The sequence below is a fragment of the Mycolicibacterium parafortuitum genome (genome assembly GCF_010725485.1).
In the GTDB taxonomy this organism is placed as follows: Bacteria; Actinomycetota; Actinomycetes; order Mycobacteriales; family Mycobacteriaceae; genus Mycobacterium.
Genome location: NZ_AP022598.1, coordinates 128,749 through 145,559, shown reverse-complemented (window position 1 = coordinate 145,559; position 16,811 = coordinate 128,749). Strand labels below are relative to the sequence as shown.

Below are 16,811 nucleotides of genomic sequence, written 5' to 3'. Positions count from 1 at the left end.
AAGTACATCGTCACCATCGGATGGTTCAGCCTGTTCCTGAACGTCGCACCAGGGTGCCGCTGGAGACGCCGGACAAGATCGGGCACCGGACCTCGCCGACCGGATAAGCCGCCGGACGTCGAAGCGATTGCGCTACAACATGATTGAGAACAGACCTTAGAGAGCTCCAATTTCATTGCCGCGCACGTCAATTAGCGGTCGATGAAATTAACTTGCTTAAGCAGTAGGCTGAAACGTTATGGGAGAAAAGAGGATCACGAATCGGGGTCGGCTTTTTGCTGGTGCGGTACTGGCAATCGGGCTCGGGCTGGGGAGCGGGGTAGGAGCGGCTGTGGCGAACGCGGCGCCCATTACTCCGGGTGTCGACATCAGCACCGACAAGCCTCATCACGACGATTGGAAACACTGGGGACGCGGCCCCGGGCACGGACCCGTCGGCAAGTGGGCGGGAGCCGACTTCAACCGCAGCGTCGATGCATGCGTCACCGCGACCGATCCCAGTGGTCTGGTCAGCGGATTCGTCTGTATCTAGCCGCCGAAACGCCTAACCTGCGTGTGAGATCGCACAGGCAGGTGAGCAGGCATGACCGGATCGCGACGCTGTCACGCAATTGTTTCTCTGTGCGCCGTCGCGGTTGTGGGTGCACCCGTGCCGCAGGCCGGCGCCGCCCCGATCGATCCGATTCCGGGTAACGGGTTCTTCCTCGTGGGTCCGGACATCAGCCCCGGGCTCTACCGGACGGACGGGACGGCATCGGTCTTCGGTGTCTGGATCAACGACGTGCCGACCCAGGATTCGATGTGCCTGTGGTTCACCTACAGCACCCCGGACACCAACAAGGACAACGTCGTCTCGACGAACATCTCGATGGGTCCGATGTACGCGAACATCAACTCGACGGTGAAGGCCTTCGAATCGCGGAATTGCGCACCCTGGGTGCGCGTTCCTTAGCCCGGTTTGCCGGCCCCCGGCAGCGAGCGGTTTGCCCGCACGACGGAGCCGGTATACCCTCGTCGACGTGAACATCCAGCGTGCCGACTACTGGCGCTTTATCGAGGCTCCGGGCGGAGCCGATAAAGCGCAGCGTTAAGCACGCATCCTCCCGGAGCCCAGGCAGTGACCATCAGGTCGCTGCCTTTCGTCATTAAAGGGCGCCGGACCATCACCCAGGTGCCCATACCAGGAAAGGCACCACCGTGAACATGGAGCAGATCGCCTCTCAGAACACCTCTGACCGGCGCGTCCTACGCTTCAGCGACATCCCCAGCCCGCACGACGTGCTCAGCGAGTTCCCGCTGGGCGCCCGCCGGGCCGACCGGGTGGCCCGCGACCGCGACGAGATCGCCGACATCCTCGCCGGACGCGACGACCGGCTGCTGGTCGTGGTGGGCCCGTGCTCCGTGCACGATCCGGCCGCCGCGCTCGACTACGCCAGCAGGCTCGTCAAGGTGGCCGATCAGCTCAGCGACCGCCTCAAGATCGTGATGCGGGTGTACTTCGAGAAGCCGCGCACCACGATCGGCTGGAAAGGCCTGATCAACGATCCCGGGATGGACGGCACGTTCGACGTGGCCCGCGGTCTGCGGCTCGCGCGTCAACTGCTGCTCGACATCATCGACATCGGCCTGCCGGTCGGGTGCGAGTTCCTCGAGCCCACCAGCCCGCAGTACATCGCCGACGCCGTCGCGTGGGGTGCCATCGGTGCCCGCACCACGGAATCGCAGGTGCACCGCCAGCTCGCGTCCGGCTTGTCGATGCCCGTCGGCTTCAAGAACGGCACCGACGGCAACATCCAGGTGGCGGTCGACGGCGTGAAGGCCGCGGCCGCGCCACACGTCTTCTTCGGGATGAACGACCTCGGCCGCGGGGCCCTCGTCAGCACCCTCGGCAACGAGGACTGCCACGTGATCCTGCGCGGTGGCACCGACGGACCCAACTGCGACGCGGACTCCGTCGCCGGCACCGCCGACAAGCTCGTCAAGGCGGGCCTGCCGGGACGGGTCGTCATCGACTGCAGCCACGCCAACTCCGGCAAGGACCACCTGCGCCAAGCCCAGGTCGGCGCCGAGGTCGCCCAGCTGGTGCGTGACGGGCTGCCGGTCAGCGGTGTGATGCTGGAGAGCTTCCTCGTCGGTGGCGCACAGGCCCCTGAGGCCCGTCCGCTCACCTACGGCCAGTCGGTCACCGACAAGTGCATGGACTGGGACGCCACGGACCGGGTGCTGCGGGAACTCGCGGCCGCGGCCGGGGACCGCACCACGGGTACGCGCGGCTGAGCGACGGGGTTCACGCCTCCAGGCGGGTGCGGATGCCGGCCATCCGGCGGCGCAGGTCGTCCTCGCTGATCACTCCGCGCGCCAGCAGGGAGTGCGCGAGCGCGACCAGTTGGTTCTCCGGGTAGGGGAGGTCGGCATAGCGTGTCGCCGACAGTAGGTCCTCTTCGTCCCGGCGCCGCTTGAAGTCGGGCACATCGGCCTCGCAAGTGGCGCGGTCCAGTGCGTCGCAGAGCCCGTCCAGGCTGGTCTTCCAAGGCGGAACCGGGTTCTCGACGCCGTACTTCGCCGCCATCACGGGCCAGACGTGGTTGCGTTCGACGATCGCGTTCAGCGTCGGGCTTTCGACCGACTCGACCGACGGCGATTGGTCTCTGGTGGTCATGGCGTTTCCCTACGGATGGACGGCCGGGCGAGTGTCGGTGATGACGTTGGAGGTCACGCCGGGTTTCGGCAGCGCCACGCCGATCAGGCAGTCCCGGGTGAGGATCTCGGTGAGCTGGTCCTCGCTCCACCCGTCGGTACCCTCCGGTCGCATGGGCATCACCATGAACCGGTGCTTCTGATTCGAATCCTCCACCCGCACAGCGACTTCGGCGGGTAGGTAGAGGCCGAACTCGGCGAGCACCTCGCGCGGCCACCGGGGGAGGCGCCGCCGATAATTGGGCGTGCGGTACCACTCCGGTGAGTTGCCCAGGATGGGGCGCGGGTAGCACGAACACAGCCCGCAGACGATGACGTTGTGCAGCGTCGGGGTGTCCTCGAGAACCGTGAAGGCCGTGAAGTCGCTCGGTGTGCCGAAACCCGTGGGCTCCAGCCAGTCCACACCGACCTCCTTGCTGGCGGCCAGCGCGTCGGTCAGGGCCAACTGCTTGAAATCGGGGTCCAGCCAGGACCTCGCAACCAGACGCGCCGCCGGTGTGGGGCCGATCTGTTCGGAGAACTCCGTGAAATGGCGGTGGTCCTCTGCGGTGAAGAGGCCCTTCTCGATGCACAGTTCGCGCAGCGCGATCTCCAGAACTTCGAAGTCGGTGATCTCGTCGACCATCGGTTTCACCGTGCGGTCATGGTCATGGTCATGATCGTGGTGGCTCATCGTCGAACCCCTTTCTGCAGCAGGAAGTTTCAGTCAGGCGGGGGCGAGCCAGCGCTGCGGGATCTCGGTCCGGAGCTTGTCTTCGGGGGCTCCCGTGTAGCCGTACCAGAGCGTCGGCATATCGAACTCGACGATGTAGAACCATTCCGCCGGGGCATCGGTGAGGCCCCACGTCTCGTCCTCGGCGGCAGGGCTTTCATAGGCCACCGTGGCGATGCGTCCGGTCGCGCCGCGGACGTACTCCGGCGTGCGCGTGTAGAAGATGACCGGGATGTCGCGGACCACGACGCTGTCGCCCACGGCGAAGGCCGGCTCGCCGGCTTTACCTGCATAGATCTGCGGATCGCCGATGCCCTGGGCCCGCGTGTGATGCGAATTGCGGGCAACCCCCGACCCGTCTCCCACCGATTTCGGTTGCGCCTCGAGCTTCTTGCCGTCCAGGCCGCCGGCGTAGCGCGCCTGCACCTCGGCCATCCGCTCGCTGACTTCGCCCAAGGTGACGAGGTGCTTTTCCACCAGCACCCGCGCCACCGCGATCAGCCACCGCGCGTAGTACGGCAACCCCAGATACTGGGCACGTCCGACGTCGACGTTGCCGATCCGGCGGCGTTCCTCGGACATCCAGATGCCGCGCGCCCCCAGAACCTCGCACATGATGTACGTCAGTTCTTCCCACTGCTCGTACTGCTTGTTCTCGTACTTGAGCGGGGCGTCCGGTTCGCCGACGACGTCGTGGACTGGTTTGAGGTAGGCCTTGATGCGCGGGTGGTCGAGCATGTCCGCCGTCGGGGCGTCGGGCAGTTCGGGGAACGCCGATCGCAGACGGGATACCAGGTGCAACTGTTCGGCACGCTCGGATGACGTGCTCATGATCGAAGATGTCGTGCGCTACCGGCCATTGGAAGGCCTTTCCGGTACTGCTGGTGGATGCGCGGCTCTCAAGCGTCGACGGCAACCGGACCGCTGCCGGCCGCCCACTCACGCTGCCGCGAAAACCGAGTGCAGCAGCACTTTTCGTTCTGCGAACGAAGCCCCCCACGCTGCACAGCACTGCAGTTCGCTCGTCGAGATCGAGGCGCCGAACATTTCGAGGCTAGCACCGCGAATCAGACGGCGGCAATAGCCGCCGCGGGTCCGGCGGCCAGCCGGCGCGCCGCGGCGCTGCCGTTGCAAACCCAAGGCGGGCCAAGGGGATACGGGTGAGCGGCCGACGATCAAGATCACGGCCTGGTGGCCGGTGGATCCGGCCTGGCTGCGATCAGGCGCTGCGGCGGATCCCGCGCTTGAGCAGGAGTTCGCGTTCGGACTCGCTCAATCCACCCCAGATGCCGTAGGGCTCACCGACGGCCAGTGCGTGCGAGCGGCACTGTGCGATCACGGGGCACCGCCGGCACATCTCCTTGGCGCGCATCTCACGTTGTGCGCGAGCGCGGCCACGCTCCCCGTCGGGATGGAAGAACATCGCGGAGTCGACGCCCCGGCAAACCCCCTGCATCTGCCAATCCCAGATGTCAGCATTAGGACCCGGAAGTTGTTGCGGCTGCGGCAATGGAGAACCTTTCCCTCGGACTCGGTACGCGTCGCGTCGGATGCGTGAGTCGTGGAACCAATCCGAGCACAGTCGCCGATGACCACTCGTGCACACAACGTAGAAGGGCTTGAGAATTTCCGTCAATAGCCCCGTGCTGTGCGCAAGTGCATACCTGCGGGCCGAGAATTTACATCACGTTCATCAAAGTGACTTTTGCCCAACGGAACTGGTGATAACGCGCCGTGGCGTCACGGTCGATGACCCGGCATTTCAGCGCCGAATTCTCAGTAAACACTGACAACGGTGCACCTTTGTCCGCCCCGTCGTTGACATGGCGGTAACACGGGGTGCACGAACTGTTAACTGACGCAATGTTAAAACCAGGCCGGAATTGATACCGTCGCCCCCCGATGGACACCACTGCTGCGATTTCCGCAAACGAACTCGCCGATGCGGCATTCGGCTCCGACCCCGGCCGGTGGCCGCTCCCGGCGGCCACCGGCGCCGAGGCGCTCTGGCTGCGTGCGGTCGCCGCCGGCGGCCAAGGCCGCTATGCCTGTGCCCTCGCCGACCTCGACCGGCTGGCCCGCACCCCCCGTCTGGCAGCTATCTCGTCGCTGATGCTCAGCACCCGCGCGTCGTTTCTGCGGCAGCTCGGCTGGCACGACCTTGCCCGGTCGTGGGACGGGCGTGCGGCTGCGGCGGCTGACACCGCCGAGGCGGCGGCCGACGCTTTCGTCGGGCTGGCCGCCGACGCGCTGGGCGTCGGCCGGTTCGACGCATCGGCGCGCGCGCTCGACCGTGCCGCGGAGCCGGTCGGAGCGGCCGGCTCACCCCGGCCGGCGGTCAGGCTGGCCTGGGTGTCGGCCGAGCTCGCGATGTTCCGCGGGGACGGAGCCACCGCGGTCGGTCATGCCGAGCGGGCGGTGCAGTTGGCCGCAGAAGTGGTGTCGGTGCGACACCGGGTGAAGTCTCAGATCGTGCTGGCCGCCGCGCTGTGCAGCAGCGGCGACCTGGCCGCGGCGCGACGGGAGGGCGACGCGGCCTTGGCCGAGACGCAGCGGCACGGTCTCGTGCCGCTGCAGTGGGCGATCGCGTCGATGCTCGCCGACATCGGGTCCGAGACCCGCCCGGAGACCGAAATCCGGGCTGTTCGGGACGGCTGTGCGGAGACCGTCGTGAGATGGGGCGGCGTGTGGCGCCCGCGCTAACCGGATTGTGCCCATGACTGTCGTTATTGTTTAGCTGAGCCGGCACCGACTGGTATCGGCAGATAAGGCCACCTCCCCTCCGGGTGTGTGTCCCCGACGTAACGCTGGAGAGCCTGCTCACGATGACAATTTCGGGAGAACGTCTCGATGATGTCGTTGCTGCAGCAGTGGCCGGCGATCGGGATGCACTCCGGGAGGTGCTGGAGACCATCCGCCCCCTCGTTGTCCGGTACTGCCGGGCACGGGTGGGAACCGCGGAACGAAGCGGTCTCTCAGCTGATGACGTAGCTCAGGAGGTGTGCTTGGCCGCCATTACGGCGCTGCCGCGTTACAAGGATCAGGGACGACCGTTTCTGGCCTTCGTGTACGGGATCGCAGCGCACAAGGTTGCTGACGCGCACCGGGCAGCTGGTCGCAACCGGGCCGATCCGATGGATGCGGTCCCGGAGCGATATTCCGGTGAAGCCGGGCCCGAGCAGATGGCCATCGACTCCGAGTCCTCGGCGCGGATGGCCGAGCTGCTTCAGGTGCTCCCCGAGAAACAGCGCGAGATCCTGATCCTGCGTGTCGTCGTCGGCATGAGCGCGGAGGAGACGGCTGTGGCGGTGGGTAGTACCGCCGGCGCGGTCCGCGTCGCGCAGCACCGCGCGCTGACCCGGTTGAAGGCGGAGATCACGGCGACGGGGCAGGGGCGTGACTATGCCTGACTTCGGACGACCTGACTTCGGACGCGGGAACAGCGGCGGCGATCCGTCGCTGCACGAGATCAACCGCATCGACCAGATGCTCGACGCCCTGGGCGCCCAGCAGCAGCCGTACGTCACCGACCACGCCGAGGCCGAGCTGGCCCAACTGCTGGCCGGCTGGCGCGACGACGTGCGCGAGACCCCGATGGGGCACGTCGCGACCCCGCAGCAGGCCGAGGCGGCGCTGTACCGCACGCCGACCGCGAAGCCGTCCGGTCCCGGTCGCCGGTTCTCCCTCGCCCTCGTCGGCTCGGCCGCGGCAGCGGTGCTGGCCATCGGCGGGTTCGGTGCGGTGGTCGCGGGGTCCGGCCCTGGCGACGCGCTGTACGGGATGCGCACGATGCTGTTCGGTGAGCAGACCCAGACCCGTGACGACGCGGTGATACTGGCCGCCCAGACCGAGATGCAGCAGGTCCAGCAGCTCATCGAGCAGGGCGACTGGCAGGGCGCGCAGGCCAAGCTGGAGGCGGTCACCACGACGGTCGCGACCGTCGGTGACGTCGACCAGAAGGAAGAGCTGATCGCTCAGTGGCAGGAGCTGACGGTCAAGGTCGAGGCCCAGGACCCGGTCGCGACGGTGCCGCCCGGCGCCCCGTTGCCCACGTTCCCCGAGTTGCCGGCGGTGTTGCTCGAACCCGGCACGACCTCGTCGGAGACCACTGCACCCTCGTCGGAGACGACGGCGCCTTCTTCGGAGACGACGGCACCCTCGTCGGAGACGACCGCGCCTTCTTCCGCAACCACGGCACCCTCGTCGGGGACGACCGCACCCTCGTCGGTGACGACCGCACCCTCGTCGGTGACGACCGCGCCTACGACGGCCACACCGTCCTCGTCGGTGGGTGCGACCCGGTCGTCGACGACCGTGCCACCGTCCTCGACAGCTGTCCCGCCCTCCTCCACGACCGTGCCACCGACGACCGCGCCACCGACGTCGACCACGGTGGTGCGTCAGTCGACGACCGTGTCGTCACCGAGCACGCCGTCACAGGCGCCGTCACCGAGCACGACGGTTGCGACGACGTCTGCCGCGGTCGCGCCCGCGCAGACCAGCGCACCGGCCGCGGCCGAGGAGCCCGCACCGTCACCGACGACTGCGGTACCGACGGCGGTGGTTCCGACGACGACGACGCCGGTGTTGCTCCCGGGAGTGGGTGAGTAGGAGAAGTCGAATTCGGCTGTCAGCGATAGCCGTCGGATTCCGACGCGGCTTCGTTGAGCGACGCATCGGCATAACCCCGGCAGTAGTCCCACGTGACGTAGGAGTCGGGCTCGGGGTCGTAGGCGGGCTCATGCGGACGGACGGTGCCGTCGACCAGCAGCTGCAGCAGGTTGGCGCGCAGCATGTCCCAGTCGTGGTAGTGATCCTGCTGGCATTCGTCACAGCAGACGACGAGCCCGCGAATTCCCTTGTGCGCCAACAGGGCCTCGTAGACCGCGAGGTCGGCCAGGTCGGCCTCGACGGCGATGCGTTCCTGGGGATCCAGCGGCTGCCCCGGTTCCAGGGCGTCGAGCGCCGCCGACGGATCGCTCGGATCGTCGGCGAACGGGTCAGGCGGCAGTCCTGGGGGCAGGTGGTCTCGCACGTCCCCAGACTACGCAGCCCCCCAGGTATCGCGCCAGCGCTCATCGGGCAGGTCGCCGTGCCGATAAGATGGAATTTTCCAGGTGTTACGGAAGGCTCATTACATGTCGATCGCCGAAAGCAGCATCCCCATCGCGGTGCCGGTGCCCACGGGCGGCGATGACCCCACCAAGATCGCGATGCTCGGGCTCACCTTCGACGACGTCCTGCTGCTGCCCGCCGCGTCGGATGTGATTCCGGCAACAGCCGATACCTCCAGTCAGCTGACCCGCCGGATCCGTCTGAAGGTGCCGTTGGTCAGCTCGGCGATGGACACCGTCACCGAATCGCGCATGGCGATCGCGATGGCCCGCGCCGGCGGCATGGGTGTGCTGCACCGCAACCTTCCCGTCGCCGAACAGGCCGCCCAGGTCGAGACCGTGAAGCGCTCGGAGGCCGGCATGGTCACCGACCCGGTCACCTGCTCCCCGGACAACAGCCTCGCCGAGGTCGACGCGATGTGCGCGAGGTTCCGGATCTCCGGGCTGCCGGTGGTGGACAACTCGGGCTCGCTGGTGGGAATCATCACCAACCGGGACATGCGCTTCGAGGTCGACCAGTCCAAGCCGGTCTCCGAGGTGATGACCAAGGCCCCGCTGATCACCGCCCAGGAGGGGGTGTCCGCGGAAGCCGCGCTGGGACTGTTGCGCCGCAACAAGATCGAGAAGCTCCCGATCGTCGACGGGAACGGCAAGCTGACCGGCCTGATCACGGTCAAGGACTTCGTCAAGACCGAGCAGTTCCCGCTCTCCACCAAGGACAGTGACGGCCGGCTGCTCGTCGGCGCGGCCGTCGGCGTCGGCGAGGACGCGTGGACGCGGGCGATGACGCTCGCCGACGCGGGTGCCGACGTGCTCATCGTCGACACCGCGCACGCGCACAACCGCGGCGTACTCGACATGGTGGCGCGGCTCAAGCGTGCCGTCGGGGACCGCGTCGAGGTGGTCGGCGGCAATGTCGCGACCCGCGCCGCGGCCGCCGCGCTCGTGGAGGCCGGCGCGGACGCGGTCAAGGTCGGCGTCGGCCCCGGCTCGATCTGCACCACCCGCGTGGTCGCCGGTGTCGGCGCCCCGCAGATCACCGCGATCCTGGAGGCGGTCGCCGCGTGTGCGCCGCACGGCGTGCCGGTGATCGCCGACGGCGGGCTTCAGTACTCCGGTGACATCGCCAAGGCGCTGGCCGCCGGCGCGTCGACCGCGATGCTGGGGTCGCTGCTGGCGGGCACCGCGGAGTCGCCCGGTGACCTGATCTTCGTCAACGGCAAGCAGTTCAAGAGTTACCGCGGCATGGGGTCGCTGGGCGCGATGCAGGGGCGCGGCGCCACCGGGAACCTGCGGGGCAGCTACTCGAAGGACCGCTACTTCCAGGACGATGTGCTGTCCGAGGACAAACTGGTGCCCGAGGGTATCGAGGGGCGGGTGCCGTTCCGCGGCCCGCTGTCCACCGTGATCCACCAGCTGGTCGGCGGTCTGCGCGCCGCGATGGGCTACACCGGCTCCGCTACCATCGAAGCGCTGCAGCAGGCCCAGTTCGTCCAGATCACCGCGGCCGGGCTCAAGGAGAGCCATCCCCACGACATCACGATGACCGTCGAGGCGCCGAACTACACCACCCGCTAGGGTCTACGGGGCCAAACAGGGGAGTCAACATGCGAGACATGGTGGAAATCGGCATGGGCCGGACCGCCCGTCGCACCTACGAGCTCAGCGACATCAACATCGTGCCGTCGCGGCGCACGCGTTCCTCGAAGGACGTGTCGACCGCCTGGCAGCTCGACGCGTACCGGTTCGAGATCCCGGTCGTATCGCATCCGACCGACGCGCTGGTGTCGGTCGAGTTCGCGATCGAGCTCGGCCGGCTCGGCGGGCTCGGCGTGCTCAACGGCGAGGGCCTGATCGGCAGGCACGCCGACGTCGAGGACAAGATCGCGCAGGTCCTCGAGGTCGCCGAGAAGGATCCCGATCCCGCCGCGGCCACCCGTCTGCTGCAGCGGCTGCACTCCGCACCGCTGGACCCGGAACTGCTCGGTGCCGCGGTCGCGCGGATCCGTGAGGCCGGCGTCACCACCGCGGTGCGCGTCAGCCCGCAGAACGCGCAGGCGCTGACGCCGACACTGGTCCAGGCCGGCATCGACCTGCTGGTCATCCAGGGCACCATCATCTCCGCCGAGCGGGTCGCCAAGGACCACGACGGCGCGGGCGAGCCGCTGAACCTGAAGACGTTCATCTCCGAGCTCGACGTGCCGGTGGTCGCCGGCGGCGTGCTCGACCACCGCACCGCGTTGCACCTGATGCGCACCGGGGCGGCTGGCGTGATCGTCGGCTACGGATCGACCGAAGGCGTCACCACCTCCGACGAGGTGCTCGGGATCAGCGTGCCGATGGCCACCGCGATCGCCGACGCCGCCGCGGCTCGCCGGGAGTACCTCGACGAGACCGGCGGGCGGTACGTCCACGTCCTTGCCGACGGCGACATCCACACCTCCGGCGACCTCGCCAAGGCAATCGCGTGCGGTGCCGACGCCGTCGTGCTCGGCACCCCGCTGGCCATCTCGGCCGAGGCGCTCGGCGGAGGCTGGTTCTGGCCGGCCGCCGCCGCGCACCCGTCGCTACCGCGCGGTTCGCTGCTGCAGGTGGTCGACGAGGACCGGCCGTCGCTGGCGCAGGTGCTCAACGGGCCTTCCGACGACCCGTTCGGATCGCTGAACCTGGTCGGCGGGCTGGCCCGCTCGATGGCCAAGGCCGGCTACTGCGACCTCAAGGAATTCCAGAAGGTCGGGCTGACCGTCGGACGCTGACGGTCACCGCAGGCTGCGCAGCGTCCGGGTCAGGTAGTCGTCCACGAGCTCCGACCTGCCGGTGGACTTGTCGGTGGTGATCAACAGCGCGTACAGGCCGAGTAGGAAGTAGATCGCGCTGTTCATCGGCTGTACGTCCTCGGCGATCTCCCCGCGCTGCCGGGCGTTCTCGATCTGGGCCGCGACCAGCACGATCACCGGATGATCGCCGCCGTGCTCGGCCGGCGGGCGCGTCGGGGAGAAGTGCAGTGCCAGGAAGTCCTTGAACAGCACCGCCCCGAGCCGGCGTTCCAGCCCCATCACCAGATCGGCCGCCTCGCGCAGCGTGGACGCCAGATCGTCGTGGGTCTTGGCGAACGTCGCGAACCGCTTGGCGATGCGGTCCTCCTCGCGGCGCTCGAGCTCAAGAAGCACGTGTTCCTTGGTCGGAAAGTGGAAGAAGAACGTGCCGTGAGCAACGCCCGCGGCGGCGACGATCGCGGCGACGTCGGCGTCGGCCATGCCCGACCGTTTGAACTCGGCGATGGCCGCCCCCAACAGCCGTTCCCTGGTCTGCAGCCGCTTCGCCTCGCGAGCCGTGATCCCGTCCGCCACTCCGACGACAGTAGACGAGGACGAAAATCTCACGTTAGGGTCGCCTCCCTAGCAAGTTACCGACCGGTAAGTTCATACTTGTCCTATGACGCCTGACTATGACGTGCTGATCATCGGCTCGGGGTTCGGCGGCAGCGTGAGCGCGCTGCGGCTGACCGAGAAGGGCTACCGCGTCGGTGTGCTGGAGGCGGGCCGCCGCTACGCCGACGACGAGTTCGCCAAGACGTCGTGGAACCTGCGCAAGTTTCTTTGGGCGCCGCAGTTCGGCATGTACGGCATCCAGCGCATCCACCTGCTGCGCAACGTGATGATCCTCGCCGGCGCGGGTGTCGGGGGCGGGTCGCTGAACTACGCGAACACCCTGTACGTGCCGCCGGAGCCGTTCTTCAACGACGCGCAGTGGCGCGACATCACCGACTGGCGCGCCGAGTTGATGTCGCACTACGACCAGGCGCAGCGGATGCTCGGCGTGGTGACCAATCCGACGTTCACCGACGCCGACCGCATCATGAAGGAGGTCGCCGAGGACATGGGCGTCGGCGACACGTTCGTCCCCACCCCCGTCGGCGTGTTCTTCGGCCCGGACGGCGAGAAGACGCCGGGCAAGACCGTCGCGGACCCGTACTTCGGCGGCGCAGGCCCCGATCGCACCGGCTGCATCGAATGCGGATCCTGTATGACCGGATGCCGGTACGGCGCCAAGAACACGCTGCTGAAGAACTATCTCGGCCTCGCCGAACGGGCCGGCGCCCAGGTGCATTCGCTGACGATGGTGACCGGATTCGAGCAGCGCCCCGACGGCCTGTGGGAAGTGCACACCGTGCGCACCGGCGGCAAGCTGCGGCGCCGTCGCAAGACCTTCACGGCCGAACATCTGATCCTGGCCGCCGGCACCTACGGCACCCAGAAGCTGCTGTTCAAGATGCGCGACCGCGGCAAACTTCCGAAGCTCTCCGACCGGCTCGGTGTGCTGACCCGCACCAACTCCGAATCCATCGTCGGCGCAGGACGTTTGAAGGTCGGCGACGACCTGAACCTGACCCACGGCGTCGCGATCACCTCGTCGATCCACCCGACCGAGGACACCCACGTCGAGCCGGTGCGCTACGGCAAGGGTTCGAATGCGATGGGTCTGCTGCAGACCCTGATGACCGACGGCACCGGGCCCGGTGGCACCGACACCCCGCGGTGGCGTCAGCTCGTCGAGACCGCGCGCGAGGACCCGAAGGGCACACTGCGGCTGCTCAACCCGCGCCGGTGGAGCGAACGCACCATGATCGCGCTGGTGATGCAGCACCTGGACAACTCGATCACGACCTACACCCGCAAGACCAAGTTCGGCTTCCGGATGCTCGACAGCAAGCAGGGCCACGGCGAACCCAACCCGAGCTGGATCCCGGCCGGCAACGAGGTCACCCGGCGCATCGCGAAGAAGATCGACGGCGTCGCGGGCGGCACATGGGGCGAGCTGTTCAACATTCCGCTCACCGCACACTTCCTCGGCGGTGCCGCGATCGCGGGCTCGCCCGAGCGTGGCGTCATCGATCCGTACCAGCGGGTGTGGAACTATCCGACGCTCTCGGTGATGGACGGTGCCGCGATCTCGGCGAACCTCGGTGTGAATCCGTCACTTTCGATCACCGCGCAGGCCGAGCGGGCGGCGGCGCTGTGGCCGAACAAGGGGGAAGACGACCTGCGGCCTGCGCAAGGACAGCCGTACCGGCGGCTGGAGCCGGTCGCACCGAAGCACCCGGTGGTTCCGGCCGACGCGCCCGCGGCGCTGCGCAGGATCCCGATCGAACCGGTCAGCTCCACCGGATAGATTGCCGCGAACAGGCTCCCAGGTCGCTGGGAGCCTGCTAGCTTCGCGCTGTGAACAGCCGCGTGGTAGCAGCGTCGTTCGGTGCGGTCGTGGTCGCCGCGGCGTCGGTTCTCGGTGCGGCACCGAGTTCCGCCGCGCCGGTGACCGACGGCCTGTACGGAGATCCGGAAGCGGCGACCCGCTATTGGGAACCCCAGACCGAAAGCGACTGCGGTCTGTTGGCCGCCCGGACGGTGATCGGTGAACTCACCGGAGCGCCGCCGACCGAACGCGAGATCATCGACCTCGCCGCCAGCACACCGAGCGAATGCACCCCGGGACAGCCGGTCTACGACGAGAGTATCGACCCGTCCGACGGTGGAACCGGCCACGGTACCTGCACCGACGATCTCGTCCTGTTGCTCAGGCACTACGGGATCAATGCCGACTACACCAACGACGACGAAGCGAGCAGCGGGGGACAGGCCACCGGAATCGACGCGCTGGCGGGCTATCTGGGTGCTGGGCGGCAAGCGCTGGTGTGCGTGAACGCCGCGACCATCTGGGACACCGACGACGACCGCACCGAGTGTGACCACATGGTCACGGTGGCGGCCATCGACTTCGACAACGACATCGTCTACCTCGGTGACAGCGGAGCCGATGACACCCGCGGCGAGCAGGTCAGCATCGACACCTTCACGACGGCCTGGGCCACCGGGGATCACGAGCTCGTCGTCACCGCGCCCCGCTGACGATCAGGCACCAGAGTTCACGTCCGAGAACGATCACCTCGGCACCGTCCAGCCCGGCCGGCTCGGCGCCGTCGTCCGCGGTGTCGACCACCGCGCTGACCTCGACCTCGCCGCCCGTCGCGGTGACCACGATGCGCGCCGAATTCGATGCGCGGCGCAACACGTCGCGCAACGGCGTGGTGAGCGTCGCGATCTGCTCCTGCGTGAGGTCCGGGAGCGTGCCGCAGACGTCGATGACGACATCGATGCGGCGGTCCTCGGCGGCGTCGATCAGCGGCCGGATCTGCTGCATCAACGGATGGTCGAAAGTGCCGGCCTGATCGAACAACGTGCGCAGCCGCCGGCATTCGGCGCGGGCGCGCAACTGCATGTCCGTATCCACCGGTTCGCCGCGGGTCAGCTCCTCCAGCAGTGGGACGACGTTGGCGACGATATCGGCATACCGGCGTTGATATTCGGCGCGCAGCGCCTGTGAGACGCGTTCCCGGGTCACAAGCCGCTGCCGGGTCTGATTCTCGACCGCGACGACGGTGGCGGCCTCGCGCATCAGTCCGTTGAACACCAGCGCGAACACCTGAACGGCGAGGATGCTTGCGGTTCCGAGGCCGATGTTGACGAACGTCTCGGCAGACGGGTCGCGGAAGACGAGCACCGCGCTGTTGACGAGCCAGTATCCGGTGACGACAGCCGCGCCCGTACGGGTGGGCAGTGCGAGCAGCAGCGGGACGACGCACCATCCGATCGCGCCCTGTGCCCAGTGTGCGTAGCCGACGACCTGGTCGGCGGGCAGCAGCGCGGGTTGGGCGATGGCGACAGCCAACACCGCTGCGGCGGCGGGCCATGCGAGACCCCAACGCCGCCAGAGGATTCCGGGGATGGCGGCGAGTGCGCCGAACGCGGCGAAAAATCCGAGGGCGGCGTCTGCCTGCGGCACGGTGATGGCGAGGTTCACCACCGCGTAGACGGTGAGGGCCAGACCGAACCGGGTCCGGGTTCGGTCGATGAGCCGGTCAGGGTCGGCGGCGTCGGGAACGTTCGGCGGGGGCGTCGGTGTCCATGTCAGCTCGACGACGGTGCCCGCGCCGGGTGCCGACGTGATGCGGGCCCGGCCGCCGGCGCGGGTCATCCGCCCGACGATCGACTCGTCGACGCCGTGGCCGCGGCGGGGCGCATCGGGGTCGAATCCGACACCGTCATCGGTCAGCCGGATCGCGTTGCCGGACACGGTGATGTGCAGCATGGTGGCGCCGGCGTGCCGGTCGACGTTGGTCATGGCCTCCCGTGCCGCGGAGATCACCGGATACGCGGTCGCACCCGGTAACCACAACCGGTCCACTCCGTCGAAGGCCACCGCTGTCGACAGATGCCCGGCACACTCGTGCAGGGCCGCAACGATGTCCATCCGTGGCGGCGGCGCCTCCCAGTGGTTCTCGTTGAGCAGGTGCAGATCTCGACTCGCCTGGGCGGCAAGTCGCTCGGGGGGTAGCGAGGTGCCCTGGCCGACCATCAGCAGGGTCGAGGCGGCGGTGTCGTGGAGCAGGGCGAGTTGTTCGCGTTCGTAATCGCGGACCGCATGCGTGACCCGTTCGGCGACTTCGGCTTCCGCGCGGTCGTCGCGGGCTCGGTCCACAGCTCCTGCGACGTGCAACAGCATGAACCGGATGATCGAGGCGGTGGCGCACTGGACGGCGAAGTAGTACAGCGCATCGATCGACGAAACCTCCTCCCAGCCCGTGACCTGGGCGGCGCCGGCCGCGTAGGCTGCCGCGATCGCCAGCGTCATCGGGATGCTGGCGACCACCGACACCGACACCGACAGGCTCACCACGGCCGTTCCCGCGATGGCCTGCGGTGCGGTGTTGAACGTGTAGAAGTCCGCGGTGGGCGTCAGCACCGGGATGGCCAGGCAGACCGCCAGCACCGCCCCGAAGTCGGCGGCCAACAGCGCGGTGGACTGCGAGCGGGTCACGAGGCGGTACAGCGACCACACCGCAAGCACGGCCAACAGGTACCTGCCCGCCGGCAGCACGACGGAGAGCGGATCGGCGAGCGCGACCAGCGACACGCCGAGGTTGACGGTGTTGCGCATCAACAGGCCGATGTCGGCGGCCCGGGTCGTCAGCTGATGCCGCGCCGTCGGTTCCCGGCCGCCCCCGTTTGTCGCCACGGCCCTCCCCAGCGAACCTCGTGAGTGTCAACCTAGTCGGGACAGGTGTCGGCACGAGGCGCGGTGACGTCGGTCGAACGTATGAATTCTCGGCCGCCGGCGGCCGCTGATCACAAATTGACATATTCAGCAACGATGCGCGGACTTTCTGTCGCGCCATGTTCCGGGCTGAGTTTAAATACCGGGCGGGGGGCAGGTATCTGCCGAAGAGATCT

General features: G+C 68.0%; 17 protein-coding genes. 10 read left to right on the top strand and 7 right to left on the bottom strand.

The window, feature by feature from the left end; all coding sequences use genetic code 11:
• Positions 1-331 precede the first annotated feature (331 nt).
• The 3 genes from NTM_RS00655 to NTM_RS00645 all read left to right on the top strand — a co-directional run bounded on the left by NTM_RS00655 (position 332) and on the right by NTM_RS00645 (position 2,277).
• Entirely contained in the window at positions 332-532 is a 201-nt protein-coding gene (locus tag NTM_RS00655) for a hypothetical protein (protein ID WP_163765134.1), read from the top strand.
• A gap of 51 nt (positions 533-583) precedes the next feature.
• On the top strand, positions 584-952 hold the full coding sequence (locus NTM_RS00650; RefSeq protein WP_163765133.1) for an Rv1352/Rv1906c domain-containing protein: 369 nt from the start codon (positions 584-586) through the stop codon (positions 950-952).
• Between the two features lie 245 nt (positions 953-1,197).
• On the top strand, positions 1,198-2,277 hold the full coding sequence (locus tag NTM_RS00645; RefSeq protein WP_163765132.1) for a 3-deoxy-7-phosphoheptulonate synthase: 1,080 nt from the start codon (positions 1,198-1,200) through the stop codon (positions 2,275-2,277).
• Positions 2,278-2,287: 10 nt separating this feature from the next.
• Here the strand turns inward: NTM_RS00645 and NTM_RS00640 are convergent, their stop codons facing one another.
• From NTM_RS00640 to NTM_RS00625, 4 genes are all read right to left on the bottom strand, one after another.
• Positions 2,288-2,659, bottom strand: a complete 372-nt coding sequence (locus NTM_RS00640; protein ID WP_163765131.1) for a thiocyanate hydrolase — start codon at positions 2,657-2,659, stop codon at positions 2,288-2,290.
• A gap of 9 nt (positions 2,660-2,668) precedes the next feature.
• Positions 2,669-3,370 (bottom strand): thiocyanate hydrolase subunit gamma, encoded by a 702-nt coding sequence (gene scnC, locus NTM_RS00635; protein ID WP_104862984.1) that lies wholly within the window; start codon positions 3,368-3,370, stop codon positions 2,669-2,671.
• A gap of 33 nt (positions 3,371-3,403) precedes the next feature.
• Positions 3,404-4,240 carry an SH3-like domain-containing protein gene (locus tag NTM_RS00630; RefSeq protein WP_104862985.1) on the bottom strand — a complete coding sequence of 279 codons (837 nt, stop codon included), beginning with the start codon at positions 4,238-4,240 and terminating at the stop codon, positions 3,404-3,406.
• Positions 4,241-4,628: 388 nt separating this feature from the next.
• A complete protein-coding gene (locus NTM_RS00625; protein WP_083145833.1) occupies positions 4,629-4,919 on the bottom strand; it encodes a WhiB family transcriptional regulator in 291 nt (96 codons plus the stop codon).
• A 392-nt stretch (positions 4,920-5,311) separates the two neighbouring features.
• On the opposite strand from NTM_RS00625, the gene NTM_RS00620 reads away from it, so the two are divergent.
• From NTM_RS00620 to NTM_RS00610, 3 genes are all read left to right on the top strand, one after another.
• A complete protein-coding gene (locus NTM_RS00620) occupies positions 5,312-6,112 on the top strand; it encodes a hypothetical protein (RefSeq protein ID WP_163765130.1) in 801 nt (266 codons plus the stop codon).
• A gap of 122 nt (positions 6,113-6,234) precedes the next feature.
• Positions 6,235-6,819 (top strand): sigma-70 family RNA polymerase sigma factor, encoded by a 585-nt coding sequence (locus NTM_RS00615; RefSeq protein ID WP_163765129.1) that lies wholly within the window; start codon positions 6,235-6,237, stop codon positions 6,817-6,819.
• Positions 6,812-8,020: an anti-sigma-D factor RsdA gene (locus NTM_RS00610; protein WP_163765128.1), complete on the top strand. Its 1,209-nt coding sequence runs from the start codon at positions 6,812-6,814 to the stop codon at positions 8,018-8,020. Before NTM_RS00615 ends, NTM_RS00610 begins: the two co-directional genes overlap by 8 nt.
• 19 nt (positions 8,021-8,039) lie before the next feature.
• Here the strand turns inward: NTM_RS00610 and NTM_RS00605 are convergent, their stop codons facing one another.
• Positions 8,040-8,444: a DUF5319 domain-containing protein gene (locus NTM_RS00605; RefSeq protein WP_083145830.1), complete on the bottom strand. Its 405-nt coding sequence runs from the start codon at positions 8,442-8,444 to the stop codon at positions 8,040-8,042.
• Positions 8,445-8,547: 103 nt separating this feature from the next.
• On the opposite strand from NTM_RS00605, the gene guaB reads away from it, so the two are divergent.
• On the top strand, positions 8,548-10,101 hold the full coding sequence (gene guaB, locus NTM_RS00600) for an IMP dehydrogenase (protein WP_104862988.1): 1,554 nt from the start codon (positions 8,548-8,550) through the stop codon (positions 10,099-10,101).
• Between the two features lie 29 nt (positions 10,102-10,130).
• Positions 10,131-11,279 (top strand): GuaB3 family IMP dehydrogenase-related protein, encoded by a 1,149-nt coding sequence (locus NTM_RS00595; protein ID WP_104862989.1) that lies wholly within the window; start codon positions 10,131-10,133, stop codon positions 11,277-11,279.
• Positions 11,280-11,282: 3 nt separating this feature from the next.
• Here the strand turns inward: NTM_RS00595 and NTM_RS00590 are convergent, their stop codons facing one another.
• On the bottom strand, positions 11,283-11,873 hold the full coding sequence (locus NTM_RS00590) for a TetR family transcriptional regulator (protein WP_163765127.1): 591 nt from the start codon (positions 11,871-11,873) through the stop codon (positions 11,283-11,285).
• Between the two features lie 85 nt (positions 11,874-11,958).
• On the opposite strand from NTM_RS00590, the gene NTM_RS00585 reads away from it, so the two are divergent.
• Complete coding sequence (locus tag NTM_RS00585; RefSeq protein ID WP_163765126.1) at positions 11,959-13,695, top strand: GMC family oxidoreductase; 1,737 nt, start codon at positions 11,959-11,961, stop codon at positions 13,693-13,695.
• Positions 13,696-13,745: 50 nt separating this feature from the next.
• Positions 13,746-14,429: a hypothetical protein gene (locus NTM_RS00580; RefSeq protein ID WP_104862992.1), complete on the top strand. Its 684-nt coding sequence runs from the start codon at positions 13,746-13,748 to the stop codon at positions 14,427-14,429.
• Here NTM_RS00580 and NTM_RS00575 read toward each other — a convergent pair.
• Positions 14,413-16,596, bottom strand: coding sequence for a sensor histidine kinase (locus NTM_RS00575; RefSeq protein WP_163765125.1), 2,184 nt, complete (start codon positions 16,594-16,596; stop codon positions 14,413-14,415). The genes NTM_RS00580 and NTM_RS00575 overlap by 17 nt on opposite strands.
• Positions 16,597-16,811: the final 215 nt, after the last annotated feature.

Bases quoted from the DNA above. Each gene is read 5' to 3' on its own strand.
- NTM_RS00620 (WP_163765130.1), top strand. From the start codon at position 5,312: ATGGACACCACTGCTGCGATTTCCGCAAACGAACTCGCCGATGCGGCA.
- NTM_RS00595 (WP_104862989.1), top strand. From the start codon at position 10,131: ATGCGAGACATGGTGGAAATCGGCATGGGCCGGACCGCCCGTCGCACC.
- NTM_RS00640 (WP_163765131.1), bottom strand. From the start codon at position 2,659: ATGACCACCAGAGACCAATCGCCGTCGGTCGAGTCGGTCGAAAGCCCG.
- guaB (WP_104862988.1), top strand. From the start codon at position 8,548: ATGTCGATCGCCGAAAGCAGCATCCCCATCGCGGTGCCGGTGCCCACG.
- NTM_RS00585 (WP_163765126.1), top strand. From the start codon at position 11,959: ATGACGCCTGACTATGACGTGCTGATCATCGGCTCGGGGTTCGGCGGC.
- scnC (WP_104862984.1), bottom strand. From the start codon at position 3,370: ATGAGCCACCACGATCATGACCATGACCATGACCGCACGGTGAAACCG.
- NTM_RS00615 (WP_163765129.1), top strand. From the start codon at position 6,235: ATGACAATTTCGGGAGAACGTCTCGATGATGTCGTTGCTGCAGCAGTG.
- NTM_RS00610 (WP_163765128.1), top strand. From the start codon at position 6,812: ATGCCTGACTTCGGACGACCTGACTTCGGACGCGGGAACAGCGGCGGC.
- NTM_RS00630 (WP_104862985.1), bottom strand. From the start codon at position 4,240: ATGAGCACGTCATCCGAGCGTGCCGAACAGTTGCACCTGGTATCCCGT.
- NTM_RS00650 (WP_163765133.1), top strand. From the start codon at position 584: ATGACCGGATCGCGACGCTGTCACGCAATTGTTTCTCTGTGCGCCGTC.